At 64.6% G+C, this 25,598-nt stretch carries 24 protein-coding genes; 10 read left to right on the top strand and 14 right to left on the bottom strand.

Going from position 1 to position 25,598, the window contains the following annotated elements:
* The first annotated feature begins 4 nt into the window (after positions 1–4).
* Both modB and modC read left to right on the top strand, forming a co-directional pair.
* On the top strand, positions 5–700 hold the full coding sequence (modB, locus tag GGD67_RS08185) for a molybdate ABC transporter permease subunit (RefSeq protein ID WP_179732041.1): 696 nt from the start codon (positions 5–7) through the stop codon (positions 698–700).
* A 2-nt stretch (positions 701–702) separates the two neighbouring features.
* Positions 703–1,365, top strand: a complete 663-nt coding sequence (gene modC, locus GGD67_RS08190; protein WP_092261239.1) for a molybdenum ABC transporter ATP-binding protein — start codon at positions 703–705, stop codon at positions 1,363–1,365.
* A 124-nt stretch (positions 1,366–1,489) separates the two neighbouring features.
* On the opposite strand, the gene GGD67_RS08195 is transcribed toward modC, so the two are convergent.
* Positions 1,490–3,283, bottom strand: a complete 1,794-nt coding sequence (locus GGD67_RS08195; RefSeq protein ID WP_179732043.1) for a potassium/proton antiporter — start codon at positions 3,281–3,283, stop codon at positions 1,490–1,492.
* A gap of 433 nt (positions 3,284–3,716) precedes the next feature.
* On the opposite strand from GGD67_RS08195, the gene GGD67_RS08200 reads away from it, so the two are divergent.
* From GGD67_RS08200 to radC, 3 genes are all read left to right on the top strand, one after another.
* Positions 3,717–5,033: a mechanosensitive ion channel family protein gene (locus GGD67_RS08200; protein ID WP_177237363.1), complete on the top strand. Its 1,317-nt coding sequence runs from the start codon at positions 3,717–3,719 to the stop codon at positions 5,031–5,033.
* Positions 5,034–5,218: 185 nt separating this feature from the next.
* A complete protein-coding gene (map, locus tag GGD67_RS08205) occupies positions 5,219–6,037 on the top strand; it encodes a type I methionyl aminopeptidase (protein WP_018316408.1) in 819 nt (272 codons plus the stop codon).
* 89 nt (positions 6,038–6,126) lie between these two features.
* The gene (radC, locus tag GGD67_RS08210) at positions 6,127–6,840 is read left to right on the top strand and encodes a RadC family protein (RefSeq protein WP_179732044.1); all 714 of its coding nucleotides are present in this window, start codon (positions 6,127–6,129) and stop codon (positions 6,838–6,840) included.
* Positions 6,841–6,900: 60 nt separating this feature from the next.
* Here the strand turns inward: radC and GGD67_RS08215 are convergent, their stop codons facing one another.
* From GGD67_RS08215 to GGD67_RS08250, 8 genes are all read right to left on the bottom strand, one after another.
* On the bottom strand, positions 6,901–7,206 hold the full coding sequence (locus tag GGD67_RS08215; protein ID WP_179732046.1) for a hypothetical protein: 306 nt from the start codon (positions 7,204–7,206) through the stop codon (positions 6,901–6,903).
* An 84-nt stretch (positions 7,207–7,290) separates the two neighbouring features.
* Complete coding sequence (locus tag GGD67_RS08220) at positions 7,291–7,611, bottom strand: hypothetical protein (RefSeq protein WP_092261243.1); 321 nt, start codon at positions 7,609–7,611, stop codon at positions 7,291–7,293.
* A gap of 129 nt (positions 7,612–7,740) precedes the next feature.
* Positions 7,741–8,115: a hypothetical protein gene (locus GGD67_RS08225; RefSeq protein WP_018316413.1), complete on the bottom strand. Its 375-nt coding sequence runs from the start codon at positions 8,113–8,115 to the stop codon at positions 7,741–7,743.
* Between the two features lie 102 nt (positions 8,116–8,217).
* Positions 8,218–8,910, bottom strand: a complete 693-nt coding sequence (locus tag GGD67_RS08230) for an AprI/Inh family metalloprotease inhibitor (protein WP_179732048.1) — start codon at positions 8,908–8,910, stop codon at positions 8,218–8,220.
* The gene (locus tag GGD67_RS08235; RefSeq protein ID WP_092261246.1) at positions 8,910–9,899 is read right to left on the bottom strand and encodes a 2-hydroxyacid dehydrogenase; all 990 of its coding nucleotides are present in this window, start codon (positions 9,897–9,899) and stop codon (positions 8,910–8,912) included. Before GGD67_RS08235 ends, GGD67_RS08230 begins: the two co-directional genes overlap by 1 nt.
* Positions 9,899–10,717 carry an ABC transporter permease gene (locus tag GGD67_RS08240; protein ID WP_179732050.1) on the bottom strand — a complete coding sequence of 273 codons (819 nt, stop codon included), beginning with the start codon at positions 10,715–10,717 and terminating at the stop codon, positions 9,899–9,901. The genes GGD67_RS08235 and GGD67_RS08240 overlap by 1 nt, the downstream gene beginning before the upstream one ends.
* Positions 10,714–11,529 (bottom strand): ABC transporter ATP-binding protein, encoded by an 816-nt coding sequence (locus GGD67_RS08245; RefSeq protein WP_018316417.1) that lies wholly within the window; start codon positions 11,527–11,529, stop codon positions 10,714–10,716. The genes GGD67_RS08240 and GGD67_RS08245 overlap by 4 nt, the downstream gene beginning before the upstream one ends.
* A gap of 10 nt (positions 11,530–11,539) precedes the next feature.
* Positions 11,540–12,562 (bottom strand): ABC transporter substrate-binding protein, encoded by a 1,023-nt coding sequence (locus GGD67_RS08250; protein WP_179732052.1) that lies wholly within the window; start codon positions 12,560–12,562, stop codon positions 11,540–11,542.
* A gap of 165 nt (positions 12,563–12,727) precedes the next feature.
* Here GGD67_RS08250 and GGD67_RS08255 point away from each other — a divergent pair, with 165 nt between their 5' ends.
* From GGD67_RS08255 to GGD67_RS08265, 3 genes are all read left to right on the top strand, one after another.
* A complete protein-coding gene (locus GGD67_RS08255; RefSeq protein ID WP_179732054.1) occupies positions 12,728–13,534 on the top strand; it encodes a creatininase family protein in 807 nt (268 codons plus the stop codon).
* A 141-nt stretch (positions 13,535–13,675) separates the two neighbouring features.
* Entirely contained in the window at positions 13,676–13,939 is a 264-nt protein-coding gene (locus GGD67_RS08260) for a hypothetical protein (protein WP_026201669.1), read from the top strand.
* A gap of 389 nt (positions 13,940–14,328) precedes the next feature.
* The gene (locus GGD67_RS08265) at positions 14,329–16,299 is read left to right on the top strand and encodes a carbohydrate porin (RefSeq protein ID WP_179732055.1); all 1,971 of its coding nucleotides are present in this window, start codon (positions 14,329–14,331) and stop codon (positions 16,297–16,299) included.
* 110 nt (positions 16,300–16,409) lie between these two features.
* Here the strand turns inward: GGD67_RS08265 and GGD67_RS08270 are convergent, their stop codons facing one another.
* Positions 16,410–18,485, bottom strand: a complete 2,076-nt coding sequence (locus tag GGD67_RS08270) for a methyl-accepting chemotaxis protein (protein WP_179732057.1) — start codon at positions 18,483–18,485, stop codon at positions 16,410–16,412.
* Positions 18,486–18,727: 242 nt separating this feature from the next.
* Here GGD67_RS08270 and GGD67_RS08275 point away from each other — a divergent pair, with 242 nt between their 5' ends.
* On the top strand, positions 18,728–20,023 hold the full coding sequence (locus tag GGD67_RS08275; RefSeq protein ID WP_092261253.1) for a hemolysin family protein: 1,296 nt from the start codon (positions 18,728–18,730) through the stop codon (positions 20,021–20,023).
* Positions 20,024–20,053: 30 nt separating this feature from the next.
* On the opposite strand, the gene GGD67_RS08280 is transcribed toward GGD67_RS08275, so the two are convergent.
* The 3 genes from GGD67_RS08280 to GGD67_RS08290 all read right to left on the bottom strand — a co-directional run bounded on the left by GGD67_RS08280 (position 20,054) and on the right by GGD67_RS08290 (position 23,264).
* On the bottom strand, positions 20,054–20,293 hold the full coding sequence (locus GGD67_RS08280) for a PilZ domain-containing protein (RefSeq protein ID WP_018316424.1): 240 nt from the start codon (positions 20,291–20,293) through the stop codon (positions 20,054–20,056).
* A 103-nt stretch (positions 20,294–20,396) separates the two neighbouring features.
* Positions 20,397–22,109 (bottom strand): FMN-binding glutamate synthase family protein, encoded by a 1,713-nt coding sequence (locus tag GGD67_RS08285; protein WP_179732059.1) that lies wholly within the window; start codon positions 22,107–22,109, stop codon positions 20,397–20,399.
* Between the two features lie 381 nt (positions 22,110–22,490).
* Positions 22,491–23,264 carry a ferredoxin--NADP reductase gene (locus GGD67_RS08290; RefSeq protein WP_179732061.1) on the bottom strand — a complete coding sequence of 258 codons (774 nt, stop codon included), beginning with the start codon at positions 23,262–23,264 and terminating at the stop codon, positions 22,491–22,493.
* Positions 23,265–23,648: 384 nt separating this feature from the next.
* Here GGD67_RS08290 and GGD67_RS08295 point away from each other — a divergent pair, with 384 nt between their 5' ends.
* Positions 23,649–24,452: a RimK family alpha-L-glutamate ligase gene (locus GGD67_RS08295; RefSeq protein ID WP_179732063.1), complete on the top strand. Its 804-nt coding sequence runs from the start codon at positions 23,649–23,651 to the stop codon at positions 24,450–24,452.
* Between the two features lie 200 nt (positions 24,453–24,652).
* On the opposite strand, the gene GGD67_RS08300 is transcribed toward GGD67_RS08295, so the two are convergent.
* Entirely contained in the window at positions 24,653–25,594 is a 942-nt protein-coding gene (locus GGD67_RS08300; RefSeq protein WP_179732065.1) for an amino acid ABC transporter substrate-binding protein, read from the bottom strand.
* Positions 25,595–25,598: the final 4 nt, after the last annotated feature.

Genomic DNA, 25,598 nt, shown 5'->3' on the forward strand with positions numbered 1-25,598 from the left:
CTTGATGTCAGACATCTCTCCCGCCGAATGGACCGCGATCCTGCTCTCGCTCAGGGTCGCGATCATCGCAACGCTGGTGGCGACGCCGTTCGGCATTGCGCTGGCGTGGCTGCTGGCGCGGCGCGATTTCTGGGGCAAGTCGATGCTCGACGCCATCGTGCATCTGCCGCTGGTGCTGCCGCCTGTCGTCACCGGTTATCTCCTGCTCCTCACCTTCGGCCGCAAGGGACTCGTCGGCGGCTTCCTGGCCGACACTTTCGGCATCGTCTTCGCCTTCCGCTGGACCGGAGCGGCGCTTGCCTGCGGCCTGATGTCGTTCCCGCTGCTGGTGCGCCCGATGCGGCTGTCGATCGAGGCGATCGACCGCCGGCTCGAGCAGGCCGCCGAGACGCTCGGAGCCGCGCCATGGAAAGTGTTCTTTACGGTGACGCTGCCCTTGGCGCTGCCCGGCGTGCTCGCCGGCATGGTGCTGGGCTTTGCCAAGGCGATCGGCGAGTTCGGCGCCACCATCACCTTCGTCTCCAACATTCCCGGCGAGACCCAGACGATTTCCTCGGCGATCTATTCGCTGATCCAGACGCCGGACGGTGACGCCGCGGCCGGCCGGCTCGTGATCGTCTCGATCGTGCTGGCGCTGGGCGCACTGATCGCCGCCGAATGGTTCGCTCGCCGCGCTACGCAGCGCCTGCACGGGAATTGACCATGCTGCGCGTCGACGTCGAGAAGCAACTCGGTGAATTCTCGCTTCAAGCATCCTTCACCGGCGAGGGCCGCGTCATCGGCCTGTTCGGCGCCTCGGGGGCCGGCAAGACGTCGCTGGTCAACATGATCGCGGGGCTGCTGCGGCCGGACCGCGGCACCATCGTGCTCGACGGCGAAACCGTCGACGACACCGCGGCCGGCATCCATGTCCCGGCCTGGCGCCGCCGCATCGGCTATGTATTCCAGGACGCACGGCTATTCCCGCATCTCAACGTCGCGCAGAATCTCGACTATGGACGGCAGATGAACCGCCTGGCGCCGGATCCGGCGCAGCACAAGCGCGTCATCGACCTGCTCGATATCGGTAACCTGCAGGGCCGCCGTCCCGGGAAGCTCTCCGGCGGCGAGCGCCAGCGCGTCGCGCTCGGACGCGCGCTGCTGGCAAAACCGCGCCTGCTGCTGCTCGACGAACCGCTCGGCGCGCTCGACGAGGGCCGCAAGCTCGAGATCCTGCCCTATCTGGTGCGGCTGCGCGACGAGGCGAACGTGCCGATGGTCTATGTCAGCCACGACGCCGCCGAGCTGCGCCAGCTCGCGACGCAGATCGTGATGCTGAAGCAGGGGCGGGTGACGAGTTTTGGCGGAGTGAAGGTGCTGGCGTGAGGCCGTAGCCCGGATGGAGCGCAGCGCAATCCGGGACTCTTCCGTACCGATACAGCGGCCCCGGATTACGCTGCGCTCCATCCGGGCTACGAACTGTCATTCGAAAAGCGAAGGTCGAGCCCCGCTAAACTCCCGCCACCGAGGTCCACACATCCGCGAGCTTCTTTCGCAGCGCCTGCGCCCGCGTCAGCGGCGGTGGCGTCTCGTCTTCTTCCGGCAGGCGCAGGCCGACGACATTGACGCGGCCGCCGGAGATGCTGCGCGCGACCAGCACGAGCTCGTCGAGCGGGAGCTCGGCGCCCTCTTTCGGGGCGCGGTCGAGATGGACGTCGAAATAATCGGCCAGCGTCAGCTTGCTCTCGTCCTCGCCGACCTTGACGCCGTAGATCCCGGCGAGCTCGGCCAGCGTGTGCTCACCGGAGACCATGAAGTCGCCGAGCAGATGCGGATCGGGCGCCGAGCTCGGCTGCATGTCGACGAAGAAGCGGTCGAGCGATTCGGCCTTTTCCGGCGGCGCCAGCAGGTAGATGTAGTCGCCGGGCGCGATGGGGTCGGCCTCTAGCGGCGTCAGAATGTTCTCGTTGCGAATCACCAGCGTCGGCTTGGACCAGGACGGGATCAGGCCGCGGCGGAAATACAGGCTCTTGGGCCGCACCGGATAGCCGACCAGCTGTTGCTCGAGCTGGCCGGGCAGATCCAGCTCGACACGGCGTGGACCGCGCTCGGCGCGCGGCAGCGCGACATGCAGCTTGCGCGCGGCGGGTGCCAGCGTCCAGCCTTGCAAGAGCAGCGAGATGATGACGACGACGAAGGCGACGTCGAAATAGAGATAGGCCTTGGACAGGCCGACCAGCATCGGGATCGAGGCCAGGAAGATCGCGACGGCGCCGCGCAGGCCGGTCCACGCGATGAAGATCTTTTCGCGCCAGTTGAAGCGGAACGGCGCCAGGCACACGAACACCGCGATCGGCCGCGCCACCAGCATCAGCACGAAGGCAACCCCGACCGCCGGCAGCACGCTGGCCCCTAACCGGCTCGGCGAGACCAGCAGGCCGAGCAGCACGAACATCACGATCTGCGCCAGCCAGGTTGCGGCATCGAGGAATGCCACCACCGAATTGTGCGCGCGGGTCGGCCGGTTGCCGATGATGATGCCGGCCAGATAGACCGCGAGGAAGCCGGAGGCGTGCATGATCTGCGAGCCGCCGAAGATCACGAGCGCCGCGGTCGTCACGAACGGCGCGTGCAGACCCTGCGGCAGCGCGACCTTGTTGAGCGCGATGACGACGAGCCGTCCGCCGAAGACGCCTACGACGGCGCCCAGCACCGCCTCCTGGATGAACTCCATCGCCACATGGCTTGCGGAGCTCGATCCCAGCGAGATGTATTCGACCAGCATCAAAGTGAGGAAGATCGCGAAAGGATCGTTGGTGCCGGATTCGGCCTCCAGCGTCGCGCCGACGCGCGGGCGCAGGCGCAGGCCCTGGGTGTGCACCAGCAGGAAGACGGCGGCGGCGTCGGTCGAGGCGACCACCGCGCCGACCAGCAGCGACTCCGTCCAATTGAGGTCGAGCGCGTATTTGGCGAACGGCGCCGTGATCAGCGCGGTCAAGAGCACGCCGACGGTCGCGAGCACAACGGACGGCGCGAGCACGGTGCGGATGCTGGCAAAGCGCGTTCGCAGGCCACCGTCGAACAGGATCAGGGCCAGCGCCACCGAACCGACCAGATAGGTGGTGCGGACGTCGTCGAACTGGAGCCCGCCGGGGCCGGAATCGCCCGCGAGCATGCCGATCACAAGGAAGACGAGCAGCAAGGGCGCTCCGAAGCGCAGCGCAAGCAGGCTCGACAGGATACCGGCCATCACGAGGACGGAGCCGAGCAATATGGCGATGCTGACGGAGTCGAGAGAGGCCATGCGGTGCTGCGGGTTACTCCGGAATGGACGCAATAAAGGGCTAGGCAGGCACCGGCAGTGCGCCCCCTCGCCCCGCTTGCGGGGAGAGGGTTGGGGTGAGGGGGGCTCTCCGCGGGGGCGGTGACAGATGGACTCGCGGAGAGTCCCCCTCACCCGGATCGCATCTGACGATGCGATCCGGCCTCTCCCCGCAAGCGGGGAGAGGCGAAGAGCGCGCTTGCCGGTACCCTATTCGTCCAACAATCATTCTGCTTCAGCATCTCTATCGTCGCCGCAGCGGCACGCCAACCCATTTCTCCCGCTCGCGGCAATCTGCCCGCATTTTACGGCCTTAACGCACTTCACTTCACGGTGTATCGATGGCCCGGCCGCGCTCTTTGTGGGATTCTGCGGCTCCCTCGAATCAATTCCTCCCCGCTTGCCGACGAGACCGATGGACATGGACCTCAAGGACTTCATGGAGTTCGTGCAGACCACCGCGCGCAGCGTCGGGGCGGAAATCTCCTCGCCCTGGTTCTACCTGCAATTCGGCCTCATCCTGGCCGCGGCCGGCATCGCTTATGCCGCGGAGACCGGCGTGCGCAACCGGGTCGACATGACCGCGCTGACGATGCGCTGGCCGCTGCCGCTTCGGCACTTCGCCCGGGTGATGGTCTCCAGCGCCTCGACGGCGGTGTTCACCTTGCTCGTGATCATCTCGCGCGTGGTGATGTATCACGCGACCTGGCCGAGCCGCTCCTATCTGCTGATGGTCGCCGCCAAGCTGGGCTTCGCCTGGCTCGTGATCCGGCTGGTGACCTCGGTGCTGCGCAATGCCTTCATCGTCCGCCTGGTGTCGATCACGGCGTGGCTTCTCGCCGCGCTCTCGATCCTCGGCCAGCTCGATACGACGGTCGACCTGCTCGATTCCTACGCGATCGTGCTCGGCGGCCTTAGGCTGACCCCGCTGCTGGTCCTCAAGGCCGGCGCGCTCCTGCTGATCGCGCTGTGGCTCACCAACATCGCGAGCAATTTCGCCGAGAGCCGGATCAACGCAACCACCGATCTGACGCCGTCGGTGCAGGTGCTGCTGGTCAAGATCATCCGCATCGGGCTTCTTGCCGTCGCAATCGTCATTGCGCTAGGCGCGGTCGGCATCGACCTGTCGGCGCTTGCGGTGTTCTCCGGCGCGGTCGGCGTCGGCATCGGTATCGGCCTGCAAAAGATCGTCGCCAACTTCATCTCGGGCATCATCCTGCTTGCCGACAAATCGGTGAAGCCCGGCGACCTCGTCACCATCGGCGACAATACCGGCCGCATCAGCGCGATGAAGACGCGTTACATTTCCGTCGCCGCCGGCGACGGCCGCGAGTTCCTGGTGCCCAACGAGGATCTGGTGACGCAAAAGGTCGTCAACTGGACCTATACCGACAAGAACACGCTGGTGAAGATCGCCTTCGGCACCAATTACGACGCCGACCCCCGCCTGGTCACCAAGCTCGCCGCCGAGACCGCAGCGGCCCATCCGCGCGCGACGAAGGGCAAGCCGCCGAACTCCATCCTGACCGAGTTCGCGGAAGCCGGGATGAAGTTCTCGCTGACCTTCTGGATCGCGGACCCCGACGGCATGGACAACGTCAAGAGCGACGTGATGCTGGCACTGTGGGACGCCTTCAAGCGCGAGGGCATCCGGGTTCCCTACCCCGTCCGCGAAATTCGCATCCGCGGCGGCGCGCTGCCGGTGGAAACCACCGTAGAAGTCCCGAATTAGGCCCGCTTTCGGGCGCAAGAGGCGGCAAGATCCTTGTTTTGACGCGTTTTCTTCACACGAACCGGTAGCCACGTCGCTCGAAAACGCGCTGCCTTGGCTTGCGCGAAGGCCCGCAATCATTAAATTGGGGCCTGAAATCAAGACTTTCCGCCGATATCGAGCCCACCTCAGAAGATTGCGCCCGCATGAGCTACGTCGAAGCCTCCGATACCTCCCTGCGCAAGACCGGACAGATCAAGCTGCATGGGCCGAGCGCCTTTGCCGGCATGCGCAAGGCGGGCGCGCTGGTGGCGAAGTGCCTCGACGAGCTCACCGACATCGTCGGGCCCGGCGTGCCGACCGAGCGCATCGACGAATTCGTCCGCGACTTCGCCTTCAGCAACAATGCCTATCCGGCGACGCTGATGTATCGCGGCTATCGCTACTCGACCTGCACCTCGCTCAACCATGTGGTCTGCCACGGCATGCCCGGTGACCGTCCACTGAAGGAAGGCGACATCGTCAACATCGACGTCACCTTCATTGTCGACGGCTGGTATGGCGATTCCAGCCGGATGTATGCGGTCGGCCCGATCGCCCGCAAGGCCGAGCGGCTGATCGAGGTGACCTATGAAGCGATGATGCGCGGCATCGCCGCGGTGAAGCCCGGCGCCACCACCGGCGACATCGGCCACGCCATCCAGAGCTTCGTCGAGCCGCAGGGCATGAGCGTGGTGCGCGATTTCTGCGGCCACGGTCTGGGCCGCATGTTCCACGACGAGCCGAACATCATCCATATCGGCCGGCCCGGCGAAGGCGTGCAGCTCAAGCCTGGCATGTTCTTCACCATCGAGCCGATGATCAATCTCGGCAAGCCGCATGTGAAGATTCTCTCCGACGGCTGGACTGCCGTCACCCGCGACCGATCGCTGTCGGCACAGTTCGAGCACTCCGTCGGCGTCACCGCTGATGGCGTCGAGATTTTCACGCTGTCGGAGCGGCACGGCGAGAAGCAGATCGGGTGATCCTTCAGGGTCACCCTTAGGCATCAACCGAACTCGCCGACGCAATTGACGGTTGCAAAAGCGCTAGCCCCCGGCGATGCTGGCGGCCGATGCCCGCCAAGCCGGACCACGACAAGAGCAAACCTGAGGACGCGCCGCATTATCTCGGCCATCGCGAGCGGCTGCGCGAGCGCTTCTACAATGCCGGCGCGGATGCGCTGAGCGATTACGAACTCCTGGAGATGGCGCTGTTTCCGGCGCTGCCGCGGCGCGACACCAAGCCGCTCGCCAAAACGCTGATCAAGACCTTTGGCTCGTTCGCCGAGGTCGTGCACGCGCCGGTGACGCGCTTGCGCGAGGTTGACGGCATCGGCGAGGCCGCGATCAACCAGCTCAAATTGATCGCGGCTGCCGCGAGCCGCGTGAGCAAGGGCGAGGTCAACAGCCGCAACGCGCTGTCGTCCTGGAACGAGGTGATCGATTATTGCCGCTCCAGCATGGCCTTTGCCGACAAGGAGCAGTTTCGCCTGCTGTTCCTCGACAAGCGCAACCAGCTCATCGCCGACGAGGTGCAGCAGACCGGCACCGTCGACCACACCCCGGTCTATCCGCGCGAAGTGATCAAGCGTGCGCTGGAATTATCGGCGACCGCGCTGATCCTGGTGCACAACCATCCCTCAGGCGATCCCTCGCCCTCGCAGGCGGATATCCAGATGACGAAGGCGATCATCGACATCGCCAAGCCGCTCGGGATTGCCGTGCACGATCACATCATCGTCGGCAAGAGCGGACATGCCAGCCTGCGCGGGATGCGGTTGATCTAGGGCGAGATACCGTCCGTCGCGATGCGCGTTGCGGCCGCTCGCCAAGAACGCGATGATCGCTCAGTAGCAATACCTGTGATCGACCCGGACGTAGTAGCCGTCCGGCCTCTGCATGTAGCAGCCGCGCTGATAGGCGTAGTAGCCCGAGCGGCGGCGCTCGCCTTCGGAGGCGATCGCGGCGCCCGTGCCGGCGCCGACGACGGCACCGATGGCAGCACCGCGGCCTCCGCCGAGCGCGCCACCGAGGATCGCCCCGCCGACGCCGCCGATGATCGCGCCGCCGATGGCATCCTGGGCGGTGGCCTCATGCACCGGCACCGCCATCGCAACCGTCAGACACACCGCCATTCCAACAGCTCGAAGCATCCCGAATCCTCCCGGTTGATGCCGCCAGTCATAGCGCTCGGGACGGCACCGGACCAGACCAATTGTCGCAGCCAGCGCGGGGCCTCAGGCCGAAGGACCCTTGCCCAGGGCAAACGAGAGCACGATCGCGTCCGGTGCCTGCTTGAATTCCCTGGTCACCGTCTCGCGCACGAGGCCGGCGAGGTCGCCCAACGGCTTGGTCTGATAAAGGCCCGGAAACATGACCGTCACCGATGCGAGGCGGCCATTGCGCCAGTTGAAACCGACCTGCGGCCTGACGCCGGTCGATTGCTCGAGATCGCCCTCCACGGCCCGTGCGTGCTGCATTCCGTCTTTCAGCGCGCCAAAGGCATCGCAGCCGGACAGGGCAAAGGCGAGGACAATGACGACGACGGCTCTGAACATCGAAGGGCCCGAACGGAATTTATGCTCTACGCTGGATTGCAGCGACCGTATCATGCACCATGTCATGCAGGCCACAGAAAAGACGTGGCGGCCGCCCAGCCGGCGGCGCACTTGCCTCCAGGCCGAAGATTACGGTTCGACCCAGCGCTGCACGGCCTCGACGGTATCGGCGGGCGTGGTGTTGAAGCAGATCGCAGCGTCAGGCGCGAGGCGGTGGACGAGGTTGAGCACCTTCTCGAACAGCACGAGGCGCTCCTTCGGCTCGCGCAGGCCGGCGCCGATCACGACACAGTCGAAGCGCTCGTCGCGCAGTGCCGCCGTGACGCTGGCTTCCGCGGTGGCGTCGAGATCGATCAGGCAGCTCGTGACCTCGAAGCCGAGATCGCGCAGACGCAACAGCTGCGCCTCGATGTAGGTTCGCACGAGCTCCGGCGTGAGCTGCGGGAATGCGCTGTAGTCGGCACTGCCGGGTTCGATGCCGATCGCGAGGACGCGCTTGGCCATGCCGGATCTCCCAACGAAATCACCTCTTCCGTCAACGAGATGCCCGGTCTGCAGGTTCCGCCTTCGCGTGGCGTCATTCGGCGGCAACGAATGTCGGGCCGCCTATTGACGCAGCATGATCAGGGGATCGGCGGTATCGGGGACGCGCCGCCATTGCGCGTTGTCGTCGGCCTCGAACTGCCAGACGTTGCCCGATTTCGACATCAGGATGATCTGGCCGCGCTCCAGCCGCCATTGCGTCGGGTTGAACTGCGCGATGGCCGCCTCGCATTTCGGCTTGAGGAAGACCTGGAAATTGTCCTGGCCGGCTTCGGTGTTGGTCAGCGTCAGCCCGCAGACCGGCTGGCCGTTGCCGCGCACCATCGACCAGTCGCCGATCATCTGGTCCATCGACTTGGCCATCGAGCGGGCCGCGGCGAGATCCTGCAGGATGTAGACGCCCTCGCCCTGGCGCAGGCCCTCGAAGATGCCGGCCTCGACCTCGGTGAAGTCGATCACGGCTTCACCGGTCGCATCCTGCAGGCGGACGATGTCGAGGCCCCTGACGCTCCAGGCGACGATGTCCTTGGTGAAGGGCAGTGCCGCCTTGCAGGCCGGCTCCAGCTCGAGCTTGAAGCCCTGCCCCGCGACGTCGCCCTTCATCGTGACGACGCAGGTCTTGCTGCGTTCGGTGGTCGAGAGCTCCCACTGCCCGGGCATCGACTTCTTCAGGCTCGTTGCATCCTGCGCATGCGCAGTGCCGATCGCGGCAAGGCAAGCCGCGATCGCAAATGTCCGAACCCGAAGACTTCGCATCAGCGCCCCTTGAACGGCGTTTCGGCAACCGGCGTCAGCGGCGCTTTGCCTGAGAACCATGACTTGAGGTTGTCGACCACGAGCTGGTCCATCGCGTTGCGCGTCACCACCGAGGCCGAGCCGATATGCGGCAGCAGCACGACGTTCTGCATGGTCTTGAGCTCGTCCGGCACAGTCGGCTCCGCCGCGAACACGTCAAGGCCGGCGGCCAGGATGGTGCCCGACTTGAGCGCCTGCACAAGCGCCGGCTCGTCGACCACCGAGCCGCGTGCGACGTTGACCAGCACGCCGCGCGGGCCGAGCGCCTTGAGCACCTCGGCATTGATCATCTTGTTGGTCGAGGCGCCGCCGGGCACGATCACCATCAAGGTGTCCACCGCCTTCGCCATCTCGATCAGATCAGGGTAGTGCTTGTAGGAGACGTCCTTGGACGGGTTTCGCGAGTGATAGACCACCGGCACCAGCGAGGCATCGAGCCGGCGCGCGATGGCCTGCCCGATCCGGCCCATGCCGACGATGCCGACCTTGCGATCGCGCAGCGAACCGACGCTGAGCGGATAGTTCTGCGTCTGCCAGAGCCCGGAGCGCACGTAGCGGTCGGCCTTGATGAATTCGCGCAAGGTGGAGATCAGCAGGCCCATCGCGACGTCGGCGACCTCCTCGGTCAGCACGTCGGGCGTGTTGGTGACGATGATGCCGTGCTCGGCCGCGTATTTGGCATCGACGTGGTCGTAGCCGACGCCGAAGCTTGCCACCATCTCGATCTTGGGCAGCTGCGACAGCGAACCCTTGTCGGCACGGACGGTGTGATAGGTCACGGCGACGCCGCGGATCTTTTCGCGGATCGCCGGCGTCAGCCGTTCGAGGTCGCCGTGCGTCTCGGCCTTGTGCACGACGAAATGGTCGGAAAACCCGTTCTCGAGGATCGGCCGCACCGGCCCATAGATCAGAAGGTCGATCTTTTCGGACGAAATCGAACCGGCAGCCATCAGTTTTCCTTTCCAAGCGCGCTCTCATGCCAGCGCCGTAAAACGAGGTGCGAAACTAGCGCCAGCACCCCATAGATGACAATCCCGGCAAGCGACAACAAAAGCAGCGCTGCGAACATGCGGGGTATATTCAATCGATAGCCTGATTCCGCGATCCTGTAGGCAAGCCCGGAGCCGGCGCCCGCTGTTCCGGCCGCGATCTCGGCCACGACCGCGCCGATCAGCGACAGGCCGCCTGCGATGCGCAGGCCGCCGAGGATGTAGGGCAGCGCCGCGGGCAGCTTGAGAAAGCGCAGCGTCTGCGGCTTTGAGGCGCCATAGAGCTGGAACAGGCCGGCAAGGTTGCGATCGACCGAATTCAGCCCGAGCGTGGTGTTGGACAGCACCGGGAAGAAGGCGACAATGAAGGCGCAGACGACGACTGCGGTTTGCTGCTCCAGGTAGATCAGGAGCAGCGGCGCAATCGCGATCACCGGAGTGACCTGGAGGACGATCGCATAGGGAAATAGCGAGTATTCCACCCATTTCGACTGGTTGAACAACAGCGCCAGCGCGATGCCGCCGATGCTGGCCGCGGCAAAGCCTTCGAGCGTGGTCAGAAGCGTGGTGGCAAGCGATTGTGACAGCACCGCCCAGTCCTTGATGAGCGTCAGGACGATGACGGAGGGCGCCGGCAGCACGTAAGGCGGGATGTCCTTGATGCGGACCATGAGTTCCCAGGCGAGGATGCCGACCGTAAGCACGATGACGGGAAGCCCAAAGCGCATCGCGCGTTGCGCGCCTCGCGGTTTTGCGGTGACGGGGGCCTGCGCGTTCATAGCGTCGACTGCCCCGAATAGGATGGCGCCAGCGCCGCCGACACCTTCCGGCAATAATCGGAATAGGCCGCGGAGGTGCGAAACGCCTCGCCGCGCGGCTCGACCGTCTCGATGCGGATATCGGCCTGGATGCGGCCGGGCCGCGCCGTCATCACCACCACGCGCTGCGACAGATAGACGGATTCGAACACCGAATGGGTGACGAAGATGACGGTCTTGCCGAGGCTGCGCCACAGCGCGAGCAGATCATTGTTGAGGCGGAAGCGCGTGATCTCGTCGAGCGCGGCGAACGGCTCGTCCATCAGCAGGATATCCGGATCGGTGACCAGCGCGCGCGCCAGCGACACCCGCATCTTCATGCCGCCGGAGAGCTCGCGCGGAAAGGCATCGGCGAAATCGGCGAGCCCGACGCTGGCCAGCGCCGCGTCGGCACGCCCGCGCGCCTCGGCCTTCGGCACGCCGGCCAGCCTCAGCGGCAGCCGCACATTCTCGCGCACACTGGTCCAGGGCATCAGGGTCGGCTCCTGAAACACGAAGCCGATGCCGTGGCCCGGCAGCACCTCACCCTCGTGACGCGCCACCCGCACGATGCCTGACGACGGCGCGCTGAGCTCCGCGATCAGCCGCAGCACCGTCGACTTGCCGCAGCCGGACGGACCCAGCAGCGAGATGAACTCGCCCTTGCGGACTGTGAGGTCGAACGGGCCGAGCGCCATGACGCCATTGTCATAGGTCTTCGTCACGCTGCGCAGGCTGACGGCGAGATGCGTCAGGCCGGCGTCGGCCGCGGACGAGGTTTTGCCTGATGACATCGAGCTTGCGCTACGGCTTGCTCGGGCGCAGCTCGACGCCGACGCCCTTGTTGACGAAGCGCAGCGTGTAGGATTTGCGGAAGTCGAGTTCGGGCTTCACGACGCCGGCCTTGACCATCTTGTTGAAGAAGGAGGTGTAGCGCTCGTCGCTCATCGCGCCGATGCCGTTCTTCAGGCTGTCGCCGGAATCGACGATGCCATGCTCCTTCATCTTGGCGACGGAATAAGCGAGCAGGTCGTCGGTCATCTCCGGATTGAGCTTCTTGATCATGGCATTGCCGGCGGAATTGTCGCGGTAGATGTAATTGTACCAGCCGATCATGGAGGCATCGACGAAACGCTGCACCAAATCGGGCTTCTTCTCGACCACGTCGCGGCGCGTCTCGATCAGGGTCGAATAGGTGTTGAAGCCGTAATCGGCGAGCAGCAGCACGTTCGGCTTGAAGCCGGCGGCCTTCTCGACCGCGAAGGGCTCGGAGGTGACATAGCCCTGCATCGCGCTCTTGGGATTGGCGATGAAGGGTTGCGGGTTGAAATTATAGGGCCGCACGTTCTTCTCGTTGAAGCCGTATTCGGACTTCAGCCACTGGAAATAGCTGGTCATGCCCTCCTTGGAGACGAACAGCGTCAGCGGCTTGAGGTCCTCGATCTTGCTGACCTTGGCATCCGGCTGCGTCAGCATCACCTGCGGATCTTTCTGGAAGATCGCGGCGATGGTCACGACGGGGACGTTGTTGGCGACCGCGTCGAACGACATCAGCGTGTTCGCGGCCATGAAGAAATCGATCTTGCCGGCGATCAGCAGCATCCGATTGTTCTCGTTGGGACCGCCGGGAACGATGGTGACGTCTAGCCCGTATTTCTTGTAGGTGCCGTCGGCGACCGCCTGGAAGAAGCCGCCATGCTCGGCCTCGGCGACCCAGTTGGTGCCGAAGGTGACCTTGTCCAGCGTCTCGGCATGCGCCTCGGCGCTGCAGACGAAAGCAGCCATCAAGCCCGCAATGAACGCTCTGCGCAGATGAAAGGGGGTCATAATGGCACTCCGTCGATCGCTCCCAGCATAATCGCGTCTAGCTCGTGGCAGGCCAACGCGATAAAACCGCATGACGTCAGGGGACGCGAGCCGGCCGGGCCCGCATCCCCTGATACCCCAAATTACGTGACAAATTCGGGCAATGAAACCTCCAAAGAAAACTCAATGATGCCATCCCGCGACTGGACCGAAATCCGCTGGGCCGAGACAACCCCTGCGGAATCGTCGCGCTGGATCGCGGTGCTGCCGCTGGCGGCGACCGAGCAGCACGGCCCGCATTTGCCGTTCGAGACCGACGTGCTGATCGCGGACGCCTATCTCGCGCGCGTGCGCGAGCTTCTGCCCGACAACCTTCCGGCCAGTTTTCTTCCCGTCGAACCGGTCGGGATTTCCACCGAGCATATCGACTATCCCGGCACGCAGACGCTGCCGACTGAAACCGCGCTGAAGCGATGGACCGGGATCGGCGAGGACGTCGCGCGTCGCGGCGTGAAGAAGCTCGTCATCATCACAAGCCATGGTGGCAACAGCGCGGCCATGATGCTGATCGCGCAGGATCTGCGCGCGCATCAGAAACTATTCGTGGTGACGACGTCATGGTCGCGGCTGTCAGGCGCCGACACATTGTTCCCGGCCGACGAGGTGCGCCACGGCATTCATGGCGGCGCGGTCGAAACCTCGATCATGCTGGCGCGCTTTCCCGACCAAGTGCGCAAGGAGGCGATCGCGGATTTTCCGGCGAGCAGCATCGCGCTGGAGCAGCAATATCGCTGGCTGTCGACGCAGCGGCCGGCGCCCTTCGCCTGGCAGGCGCAGGATCTCAACGCCAGCGGTGCCGTCGGCAATGCGACATTGGCCGTTGCCGCGAAGGGCGAGGAGCTCATCGATCAGGGCGCCCGTGCTTTTTGCGAGCTCCTCAGCGAGGTCGATAACTTCGACGTGAACAGGCTCGCCAAAGGGCCGCTCGGCTAGCCGACATCCCATTGGAATCATTTACAAAAACTCATTCCTCCGGGAGCGGATTTGCCGCATTCGAACCGGACACGGGGAGCCTCCGTCAAACTGGGCACGCGGGCCACAACGGACCGCCTCAACCCCGGATGGAGTTTTCACATGTCGATCAAGACCAAGATTGCCGCTCTCGCTCTCGCGACCCTCGCCGTCACCGGCAGCATCGTGTCCACCACCTCCTCGGCCGAAGCCAAGCAGCCCGGTTGGGTCTGGGGTGTCGGTGCCGGCATCGCCACCGCCGCCGTCGTCGGCTCCGCGATCGCCGCCAACAACGACCCCTATTACTACGGCTATCACCGCTGCGGCTGGGTCGCCCAGTACAACGCTTTCGGCCAGTACGTCGGCCGCGTTCGTACCTGCTACTGATATGAGTACCTGAGGCCGATCTTACGTGGATCCTGCGTCCGACACGGGCGCCTCATCCACCCCGTGTCGTGCCCCCGACCCGCCCGGTTGTCCCCCCGGGCGGGTCATTCTTTTTTTGCCGGGAGTTTGTTGCCGTCCCGTCACACAGCGGTGCGAACCATCGCGTGCGGCAATCTTCATCAGTTGCTATTGCGAATTAATCGCAATAAGGTTCGCGCAAGTTCAGGAACTTGGGACGAAATCGCGTCGAATCGAGATCATCTCGATGACGCGAGCAACCAAGACTGATGACAGGACCGCTGCGAATCGGCAGGGATGTCGCGGCGGATGGATTCCATTCGCGTTTGGGGGCGTGCGTTTTGACGTTGAGAGGTCACCGTTACAGGTACTTGCGGACGGCCGCGGCGATTGCCTCGGGCGTGCTTTCTTTTCCCGCCGTGGGCCGTGCGGCCGATCTGCCGCTGAAGGCGCCGGCGCTGAGAGCTGTCTATGACTGGACCGGCCTCTATATCGGCGCGCATGCCGGCTACGGCCGCGGCTCATCGCACTTTGCGCTGAACGACGGCACAGGGATCAACGATAACGGCGTCTTCAGCGGCATGATCGGCGGCGTGCAGGCCGGCTACAATTACCGGCTCAATTCCGGCTGGCTGGTCGGCGTCGAAGGCGATTTCACGTTTCCCAACTACATCACGTCGAATTCGATCGTCTCCTTCCTGGCGACGCCCGGCAACACCGTCACCCAGCAATGGGACTACGCCGCCAGCCTGCGCGGCCGCGTCGGCTATACCAGCGGTCCGTGGCTCGTCTATGCCACCGGCGGCTTTGCCTGGATGGGCGAGCGCTATTTCGACGCGCCGGCCTCCGGCGCCGAAGTCCCGAAAATCCTGAACACGCGGCCCGGCTGGATCGCCGGTGCCGGTGTCGAATACGGCTTCGCGCCGCATTGGAGCGCACGGCTCGAATATCTCTACAGCCGCTTCGACGGCGCCAATGTCGCCTTCTCCACGGGGGCCCAATACAGCTCCTCGTCGCTGGACTTCCAGCAGGTCAGGCTCGGCCTCAACCGCAAGGTCGATTGGCCGGGCATGCCCAGCTACAATCCGAAAAGCTCCCTGATCGACACCGAATCGGATCGCTGGGAGATCCACGGCCAGAGCACCTATCTGCCGCAAGGCTATCCCTCGTTCCCCGCGCTCTACACCGGACCGAACTCGCTCACGCCGTCGCCGCAAGCCAAGGCGACCTGGAGCAACAGCCTGTTCCTGAACGCGCGGCTGTGGGACGGCGGCGAGGTCTACTACAATCCCGAACTGCTTCAGGGATTTGGATTGAGCGACACGGTCGGCGCGGCCGGCTTTCCCAACGGCGAGGCGCAGAAGTCGAACTTCCCCTATCCGCACTACAACACCTCGCGCCTGTTCGTGCGCCAGACCTTCGGTTTCGGGGGTGAGCAGGAAGAGCTCGCGAGCGGCCAATTGCAACTCGGCCAGAAGGTCGACGTGTCCCGCCTCACCGTGCAGGCCGGCAAGTTCGCGGTGGTCGACGTGTTCGACGGCAATGCCTACGCCAAGGACACGCGCAAGGATTTCATGAACTGGTCGCTGTGGGCGCCTGGCGCCTTCGACTATTCCGCCGACAAGGTCGGCCTCACCTACGGCGTCACCGCCGAGCTCAATCAGAAGCTATGGGCGCTGCGCGGCGGCTATTTCCTGATGGTCGCGGAGCCCAATGCAAATCATTTCGACACCAAGGTCGGGGAGCGCGGCCAGTACGTGATCGAGCTCGAGACGCGCTTCTCGCTGTTCGGCCAACCCGGCAAGCTCAGGACCATGGGCTGGCTCGACAGTGCCAATATGGGCAGCTTCCGCGAGACGCTGAACAATCCCGCGCTCAATCTCGACATCGCGCAGACCCGGCGCGGCCGCATCAAGGTCGGCTATGTCGTCAACCTCGAGCAGGCGATCACCGAGGATGTCGGACTGTTCAGCCGCTGGAGTTGGAACGACGGCAAGAGCGAAACGCTCGCCTTCACCGACATCAACCGCAGCCTGTCGGCTGGTCTTTCGATCAAGGGCACGAAATGGGGCCGGCCTGACGACGTGATCGGCGTCGGCGGCGCGATCAACGCGATTTCGCAGGACTACCGGGACTTCCTCGCCGCCGGCGGCCTCGGCGTGCTGATCGGCGACGGCGCGCTTAACTACCGCAAGGAGCGCATCCTCGAAACCTACTACGCTTACGCGCTGAACAAGAATCTGACACTCACCGCCGACTACCAACTCATCGTCAACCCCGCCTACAATGCCGACCGCGGACCGGTGTCGGTGTTTTCGGGGAGGCTGCACGGCGAGTTCTGAGCGGCGGCGCGAGTGCGGCGAAATCAGGTGGTGGCCGTTTCACCTCTCCCGCTTGCGGGAGAGGGAGCTGACCTCCGTTATGGCAACTAGCCCTGATCCCACCACGCAGTCTAAGCCACCCGGATCGCATCGAGGAATTTTCCGACCTCGACCTTGAGGCGCGTGCTCTCGCCGGACAGGGATCGCGCAGAGGTGAGCACGTTGGCGGAGGCTGATCCGGTCTGGCTCGCGCCGCGCTGCACGTCGACGATGCTGGCGGAAACCTGCTGGGTGCCGCGCGCGGCCTGCTGCACGTTGCGGGAAATCTCCCGTGTCGCTGCGCCCTGCTCCTCGACCGCCGCGGCGATTGCGGACGCAATCTCGGACATGCGGGAGATGGTGTCACTGATCGACCTGATGGCGCCGACGGAGTCCTCCGTCGCGGTCTGGATTCCCGTGATCTGCTGGCTGATTTCGCCGGTGGCCTTGGCGGTCTGCTCGGCCAGCGCCTTGACCTCGGAGGCGACCACCGCAAAGCCGCGCCCAGCCTCGCCGGCGCGCGCCGCCTCGATGGTGGCGTTGAGAGCCAGAAGATTGGTCTGGCCCGCGATCTGGCTGATGAGCTCGACGACGTCGCCGATCCGCCCCGCGGCCTTGGCGAGCTCGCCGACATAATCGTTGGTCCGCCCCGCCTGCTGCACCGCCTCGCCGGCGATGCGCGCGGAATCCTGCACCTGCCGGCTGATCTCGTCGACCGACGAGGCCATCTCCTCGGCCGCCGCGGCAACGGTTTGCACGTTGGTGGAGGCCTGTTCGGAAGCGGCCGCGACGGTCGCGGTGACCTTTTCCGATTGATCGGCCGTGCTCGTCAGCGTTCCCGCGGACACTTCCAGCTCCGAGGAAGCCGACGACACCGTGTTGATCACGTCGCCGATCATGGCTTCGAAATCGCGCGCGATCTGGTCCATGCGCTGGCTGCGCCGCAGCTTCGCGTCGGCCTCGACCGCGGCCGCCTCGTCGGCGGCCTTCTTGGCGAGCAGTGAATCCTTGAAATGCTGCAGCGAACCCGCCACCTGGCCGATCTCGTCATTGCGGCCCGTCGCGGGGATCTCGACCTCGTGCTGTCCGGCAGCAAGCGTTCCGATCACGTCCGCGAGCCGGCTGAGCGGCGTCACCACGCGTCTGCGCAGCATCATGGTCACGGCACCGAGCGTCCCCAGCAGCGCCAGCACGGCGACACCGCCGAGCGCGAGCATCGCCAGCGCGCCATCGCGCGACGCCGAGGCACGCTCGGAAGCTTCGGCCAATGCGGCATCGCGCACGCCGTAGAACATCTGGATGGCCGGCACGATGACCTTCGCCAGTTCGTCGGCGTTGCTGCTGTACTTGCCGTCACTCCGGGCTGCGGGAATCTCCTTGTCGACGGCAGCCGCAGCTTTTCCAAAATACGATTCCGTTGCCGCCTTCAGCGCGGTCGCGATGCGGGAGGGATTTCCGAGTTGGTCGATGCCTGCCTCGATGCGCTCGCGGTCGGCCTCCACGCGGCCTTGCATGCGATCCATCAGCGACAATTCGCTCGCCGTGAGCGGGCGGCTCGCCGACAGCGCCGGGGACAGCGTGGCGGCTCGGCTGCCGGCCGCAACACGCAGATCCTGGGCCGTCCGTGCCAGGCTCAACAGCGCCGCGAGCGAGGAATCGGCGTTGATGACTTTCGCCTCGAGCCGGTTCATGACCGGTTCGATGTTGCCGATGACGTCGGCAACACCGGGGAGGAAGCCCTTTGTCGCGGCACTGTCGCGCGCCGCCAGGGGAACGCCCATCGCGCGATCGGCAGCGTTGGTGACCTCCTTCAGCCGCCGCGCGGCACGGTCGAGATTCTCCGCAATCGCGCCGCCGTCATCCAGCACCATGACGGCGCGTCTTGCGGCCTCGAAGCCCGCCTCGGCGGCTTTCGCAGCCTTCGTGGCAGCTTCGAGCTGTGCCGGTGTTGCGGCGCCTTCCTGGAAGATCGGACCGATATAGGGAGCGCGAAGGCTGGCGACATGCTGGCTGGCCATCAGCGTCGCACCAAAGGCATCGACGGTCTTGATCGCGTCGGAGCGGTTCGTGAAGATGCGCGTCTGGGGTATCAGCACCTCGGCGCCGAGGATGACTGCAAACACCGTCACCGTCAGCATCGACAGCGCGAAAAGCTTCCCGATCCGCATCCTGGGTCCCCCGAATACATTTCTGCAATGTCGAAAACCTAGCCGGGCGGCCACTAAGAGCCCGTTAAGCAACGGCAGCCCCGTAGTTCCACGGGAACTCGCGCAAAGCATATCGAGGCCCGCGGCCGCGCGGTTCCCTCGGGGCGTCAAACGCGGCAAAATTGCCGGCATTTCTTCGCCGCATACCTATATCAAGCCGTGTGCCGACCTATTCGGCCACACTCATTTACCTCGGAACGTCAATGCTCTCGGTCGAACTCGTCATCGTCGTCGTCCTGATCGTCATCAACGGCCTCTTGTCCATGTCAGAGCTGGCCGTGGTCTCGTCCCGCCCGGCCCGGCTGTCGCTGCTCGCCGCCAAGGGCGTGCGCGGCGCCGAGCGGGCGCTGACACTGGCAGCCGATCCCGGCAAGTTCCTCTCGACGGTGCAGATCGGCATCACGCTGGTCGGCGTGCTCTCCGGCGCGTTCTCCGGCGCGACGCTCGGACAGCGGCTGACGCAATGGCTGCTCGAGCTCGGTCTGTCCACGGGAATTGCCGACATCGTCGGCGTCGGCATCGTCGTGACGCTGATCACCTACGCCACCCTGATCGTCGGTGAGCTGGTGCCGAAACAGGTGGCGCTGCGCGACCCCGAAAGCATCGCGGTCAGGGTCGCGCCCGCCATGCACGTGCTTGCGAAGGTCTCGCTGCCGCTGGTCTTTCTGCTCGATCTCTCGGGCAGGCTGATCCTCACGCTGCTCGGACGCGGCGGCAAGGCCGAGGAGAAGGTCTCGGAGGACGAGATCCACCACCTCGTCAGCGAGGCCGAGAGCGCGGGCGTGCTTGAGCCCGGTGAGAGGGAGATGATCGCCGGCGTGATGCGGCTCGGCGACCGGCCGGTTGGCGCGGTGATGACGCCGCGCACGGAGGTCGACGAGATCGACCTCAACGACGATCCGGCGGCCATTCGGGAGATCATCGCCAAGAGCCCGCATTCGCGCTTTCCCGTCTCCGACGGCGACCGCGACAAACCGATCGGCGTGCTCCAGGCCAAGGACCTGCTGATCGCCTATATGAACGAACGCAACCCGGACCTGCGCGCGCTGGTGCGCGAGGCGCCCGGCATCCCGGCGTCGGCAGACGCGCGCGACGTGCTGACCATCCTGAAAGCCGCGCCGGTCCACGTCGGTTTCGTCTACGACGAATATGGCGGCTTCGAAGGCATGGTGACGGCCGCCGACATCCTCGAATCGATCGTCGGGGCCTTCCATTCGGAGGCCGGACCGCCGGAGCCCGCCTTTGTCAGGCGCGCCGACGATTCGCTGCTGATCTCCGGCTGGATGCCGGTCGACGAATTCGGCGAATTGCTCGGCGTCGAATTGCCGCCGCACCGCTACAACACGGTGGCGGGCCTGGTGCTGCAACAGTTCAACGTGCTGCCTGATACCGGCGATGCCTTCGATTTCGGCGGCTGGCACATCGAGGTGGTCGATCTCGACGGGCGAAGGATCGACAAGATCCTGGCGAGCCGGTTGAGTGAGGTCGAGACGGGGTGAAATTGAGCGATAGCCCGCGCCCGCTCATGGTCACCCGAACCTCACGCCGATCCGCTTCTCCTTGCGCCAGATCACGGTGCACGACAGGTGCGTTCCGTCGGCTTGGACGAACAGGGTGAAATGCTCGGGGATGCCGACCGGGCTGGTGACGTCGAGCGCGGCGCCGGTATCGGACAGGTTGCGGACGGTGCAGTCGATCGCGCCGCCGCCGAACTCGATCGTTCCGGCCTTCAGCACGCGATGTCTTGCCTTGTCGCGCCGTTCGTCCATGGGCACAATATACACCCAAAGTTGAACAAAATCCTAGATGCCAGCTGCGCTCGCGGCGAATGTGCGCGGGCCGGGCAGGTCTCGCCACGGGCCGAACGATGCCTTACAGCGCCGGCTGGAACGTTTCCGCCTGTGCCATCCGCCAGGCGTCGCGGAAACGCGGGTCTTCGGTGCCTTCGAGCAGCTCGCCAAGGCGCAGCGCCGGATAGAGCTGCGCAAAGGATCTCACATCGGTGGTCGAGGTGCGCTGGGTGAAGTGAATCGGGCGCAGCTGCTGCGGATGCTCGAGGCCCGCCGCGGCGATCAGCTCGGTCAGCGAATGCAGCGTGGCGTGGTGATAATTGTGCACGCGGTCGATCTTGAGCGGCACGTAAAGCGCGCGCGCGCGCGTCGGGTCCTGCGTCGCCACCCCGGTCGGGCAGCGGTCGGTGTGGCAGCTCAGCGACTGGATGCAGCCGAGCGAGAACATGAAGCCGCGCGCCGAGTTGCAATAGTCGGCGCCGATCGCCATCGCGCGCGCCATGTCGAAGGCGGTGGCGATCTTGCCGGACGCGCCGATCTTGATGCGGTCGCGCGCATTGATGCCGATCAGCGCGTTGTGGACGAAATTGACGCCCTCGCGCATCGGCATGCCCAGATGATCCATGAATTCCAGCGGCGCCGCGCCGGTGCCGCCTTCATTGCCGTCGACGACGATGAAATCAGGATAAATGCCGGTCTGAATCATCGCCTTGCAGATCGCCAGGAATTCCCAGGGATGGCCGATGCACAGCTTGAAGCCGGCCGGCTTGCCGCCGGACAGGCGGCGCATCTCGGCGATGAACTGCATCATGCCGGCCGGGGTGGAGAAGGCGCGATGCGAGGCCGGCGAGATGCAGTCCTCACCCATCGCGACGCCGCGGATCTTGGATATCTCCTCCGAGACCTTTGCCGCCGGCAGCACGCCGCCGTGGCCGGGCTTGGCGCCCTGGCTGACCTTGAGCTCGACCATCTTGATCTGGTCGTCACCGGCAACGCGCGCGAACGCTTCGGGATCGAAGGTGCCGTCGGGATGTCGGCAGCCGAAATAGCCGGAGCCGATCTCCCAGATGATGTCGCCGCCCATCTCGCGATGATAGGGGCTGACACCACCCTCGCCGGTGTCGTGCGCAAAGCCGCCCTTCCTGGCGCCGGCATTGAGCGCACGCACTGCGTTGGGGCTGAGCGCGCCAAAGCTCATCGCGGAAATGTTGAACACCGAAGCCGAATAGGGCTTCTTGCAGTCGGGACCGCCGATGCTGATGCGGAATTTTTCCGCGGCATGCGCCTTCGGCGAAACCGAGTGATGCATCCACTCGTAGCCCTGGCGGTAGACGTCCTCCTGGGTGCCGAACGGACGCTTGTCGAGCTCCATCTTGGCGCGCTGATAGACCACCGCGCGGGTGTCGCGCGAGAACGGCATGCCGTCCTTCTCGCTCTCGAAGAAATATTGCCGCATCTCCGGGCGGATCTCTTCGAGCAGGAAGCGGATATGCGCCGAAATCGGATAGTTGCGCAGCACCGCGTGGCTCTTTTGCAGGAGATCGCGGACGCCGAGCAGCGTCAGTGCGCCGAAGATCAGGATCGGCACCAGCAGGATGTCGAAGATCTTGCGGTCGGCGATGCCGATGCCGATCAGGAGCGCGGTGACGACCGCGCAGATCGTCAGCACGATGTAGCGCGGCGAGAATGGCAGCAGCAGGGTCTCCATGATCCCCTCCTCCGCCAGCGGCAGGCGTTTGTGGGATGAGTGTCGGGAGGAGTCCTGCGTCTTGGTGTCGTCGGCCACGATTCCCATCCTCTCGCCAGCATGAGGCGGTACGATACGCCCTCGCCTGTCATACGGATATGACGCGGCCCTTGTTTCAGGCTAGCGAATTCGGCCGAGATAAATCAATCAGCCGAGAGGATAGGCTTTTGCGGTGCAGCAGGGGGGATGGAAACGGGGACTGGTGGAGGCAACAGTCGCCACCACAACTGAGCTGTCGTCCCGGGCAAGCGTCAGCGCAGACCCGGGATCCATAACCACAGGGGTCCATGGTGAAAAAGCCGTCACTCCGAGTCTTCGCATAACCGCGGCTGTTGGGTATGGGTCCCGGATCGGCGCGCGCTTAGGCGCGCTTGTCCGGGACGACACCGGAGTGGATCGCTAAGTGTTCGGCAACACGGCGACCAGAGCTTACCGCTCGACGAACGCCTTCTCGATCACGAAATGGCCGGGCTTGTTGCCGCTGCCTTCGATGAAGTCGCGGCCTTCGAACATCACCTTCAGCTCTTCGAGCATCCCCGGGCTGCCGCACATCATGATGCGGTCGGTGGCGATGTCGAGGGGCGATTGCCCGATATCGTTGAAGATCTGCTCGGAGTTGATGAGGTCGGTGATACGGCCGCGATTCCTGAACGGCTCGCGGGTCACGGTCGGGTAGTAGATCAGCTTTTCCGCGAGCAGCTCGCCGAACAGCTCGTCCTCGCGCAAGGAAGCGACCAGCTTCTCGCCATAGGCGAGCTCGGAGACCTGGCGGCAGCCGTGCACCAGCACGATGGACTCGAACTGGTCATAGACCTCGGGGTCCTTGATCAGGCTCGCGAACGGCGCGAGGCCCGTTCCGGTCGAGAGCAGCATCAGTCGCTTGCCGGGAAGGAGGTTATCGGTGATCAGCGTGCCGGTCGCCTTGCGGCCGACCAGGATGGTGTCGCCTTCCTTGATCTTCTGCAGACGCGAGGTCAGCGGGCCGTCCTGAACCTTGATCGAGAAGAACTCGAGCTCTTCCTCGTGGTTGGCGCTCGCCATGCTGTAGGCGCGCAGCAGCGGACGGCCGTCGATCTCGAGGCCGATCATCGCGAACTGGCCGTTCTGGAAGCGGAAGCCGGTATCGCGCGTGGCGCGGAAGCTGAACAACGTGTCGGTCCAGTGCTGGACGGAAAGAACCTTCTCTCGGTAAAACGCGCTCATGATTTTCGATATTCCGAATAATTGCGGTTTTAGGGCAAAAGCGTTGCCCGGCCCTGAAACGGGGCGGACACCATTGCCATGGCGGAGGATTTCGCGTGTGTGATCTACGCCATTGAGACCAATAATCAACCTCGTTCCGGCTGCAATTGATGCCGGTCAAACCGGCATTTGCGGCGGAATTGGCCATATTGTTAATGAATCTGCTGCCGGGCGCGCGCCGCGGGCAATTTCTTTTCCCTGCAGCGTTCGAATGCAGCACTTAATTTCCATCGCGCTCGCGAGAATTTCATTAAGAATAGCTCTGACTTTCACCCCGGTTCGGCGCCGTTTCCCGCATTTTTGCGGCTTTTGGCGCCAGGAACGTCTGAAACGCGACAGAAACACATGGCGGCAAGCGACGAGCGAATCTTCGTCCAGGCGATCAGGCGCTATTGCGCGGACCATGGCATCGCGGTCGATGTCCGTGCCGATGGCTGGCTGATCGCGATGCGCCGGGGCGATGAGCGGCGCTTTGCCTTCGGCTACGACATCGGTCTCAACAGCGCCATCGCCCATCGCCTCGCCAACGACAAATCGGCGACATCAGAGGCGCTGGCGTTGGCGGGCGTTCCCTGCATTTCCCATCACCTCTTCCTCAACCCAAAGCTGGGCGTGCACGTCGCCGGTGCCGATTGGCGCCAGCAGATGCTCGTGCTGCTGGCTCAGAATCCGCAAGGCGTGGTGGTGAAGCCGAACGAGGGGACATCGGGACGCTCGGTGTTCAAGGTGGCGACGGCGGCCGAACTCGACCACGCGGCTGGCGAGGTTTTCTCAATGAGCGCCGGGCTCGTGATCTCGCCCTATGTCGCGATCGAGGACGAGGTCCGTGTGGTGCTGCTCGGAGATGAACCCCTCGTCGTCTACAGCAAGCAGCGCGGCACGGATTGGCGGCACAATCTCGATGCCGGCGCAAAGCCGGTGCTGCTGGAGGATGGCGACGTTCGCACCGCCTGCGTGAAGCTGGCGAGCGATGCCGCGCGTGCCATCGGCATTGTCTTTGCGTCGATCGACGTGGTTCGCGTGAATGGCGAGTGGAGCGTGCTCGAGATCAATTCCGGCGTGATGATGGAAGCGCTGGCCAAGCTGCATCCGCAACTCGTGCAAGCGGCGTATGACGCGGCGCTGGACCGGGTGTTTGGGCAGAGATAGCAGCCGCGAGCTCGCTGCACCCTCTCCCCTTGTGGGAGAGGGTGGCTCACCGCGTAGCGGTGAGACGGGTGAGGGGTCTCTCTCCGCGAGTGAAACTTCTGCGTCTGAATTTGCGGAGCTAACCCCTCATCCGGCGCTTCGCGCCACCTTCTCCCACAAGGGGAGAAGGGAAGGCATCGAGCCTGCGGCACGAACGAACGCTAATTATTTGCGCTCGCCGAATCGTCCATCGCCCTGAACGCCTCTTCCAGCTGCAGCGAGATCGGCACGTTCAGACGTTCGCCGGTGGGAAGCCTCGCGGTGAACCATTTGTTGTAGAGCGGGACCAGATCGCGGTTGGAGCCGAGCTTGCGGAAGGCACGTTCGACCACGGCGGAGAGCTGCGGCTCGCCCTTCCTGAACATGATGCCGTAGGGGTCATAGGACAAATAGTCCCCGACTACCCGAAAATATTCCTGCGCCTTGTGGCGCGCGATCAGGCCGTAGAGCAGGATGTCGTCGGTCGCGAATGCATCAGCCTTGCCGTCGTTCACCATCTGAAACGACTGCTCGTGATCCGGCGCGGTCACGATGTTGAGGCCGAGCGAGAGCTTCTTGTCGACGGCGTGTATCGCCTGCTCGTTCGTCGTACCCTTGGTCACCACGACGGTCCTGCCCTTCAGGTCCGCAACACCGGAAATTGCCGCTCCCTTCGGCACCATCAGCTTGGTGCCGGCGACGAACATCAGGGGCGAGAAGGCGACGCGCTTGCCGCGCTCGGCATTGGCGGTGGTCGAGCCGCATTCCAGGTCGATCTTGTTCTGCAGCACGGCGTCGATGCGGTCGTCCGAGGTGACCTTGACGTAATCGATCTTCAGATTGGGATCGTCGACCTCGATGCCGATCTCCTCGACGATGGCCTCGCAGAGCTCGAGGCTGTAGCCGATCGGACGGCCCGACTGGTCGAGGAAGGAGAACGGCGGCGAGCTCTCGCGATAGCCGAGCCGCACCGTGTGCGCTTTCTTGACGGCCGCCAGCGTCGGGCTGAGCCCCTCGCCGCCGATCTGCGCGCGAGCCGAGGTCGCGAACAAGGAGGTCGCGAGCAACGATGCCGCGAGCAACAACCCGCCTGAGGTCAGTGACCTCGCCAGTGTCTGGCGCATGGTT

The sequence above is a fragment of the Bradyrhizobium sp. IAR9 genome (assembly GCF_013408065.1).
In the GTDB taxonomy this organism is placed as follows: domain Bacteria; phylum Pseudomonadota; class Alphaproteobacteria; order Rhizobiales; family Xanthobacteraceae; genus Bradyrhizobium.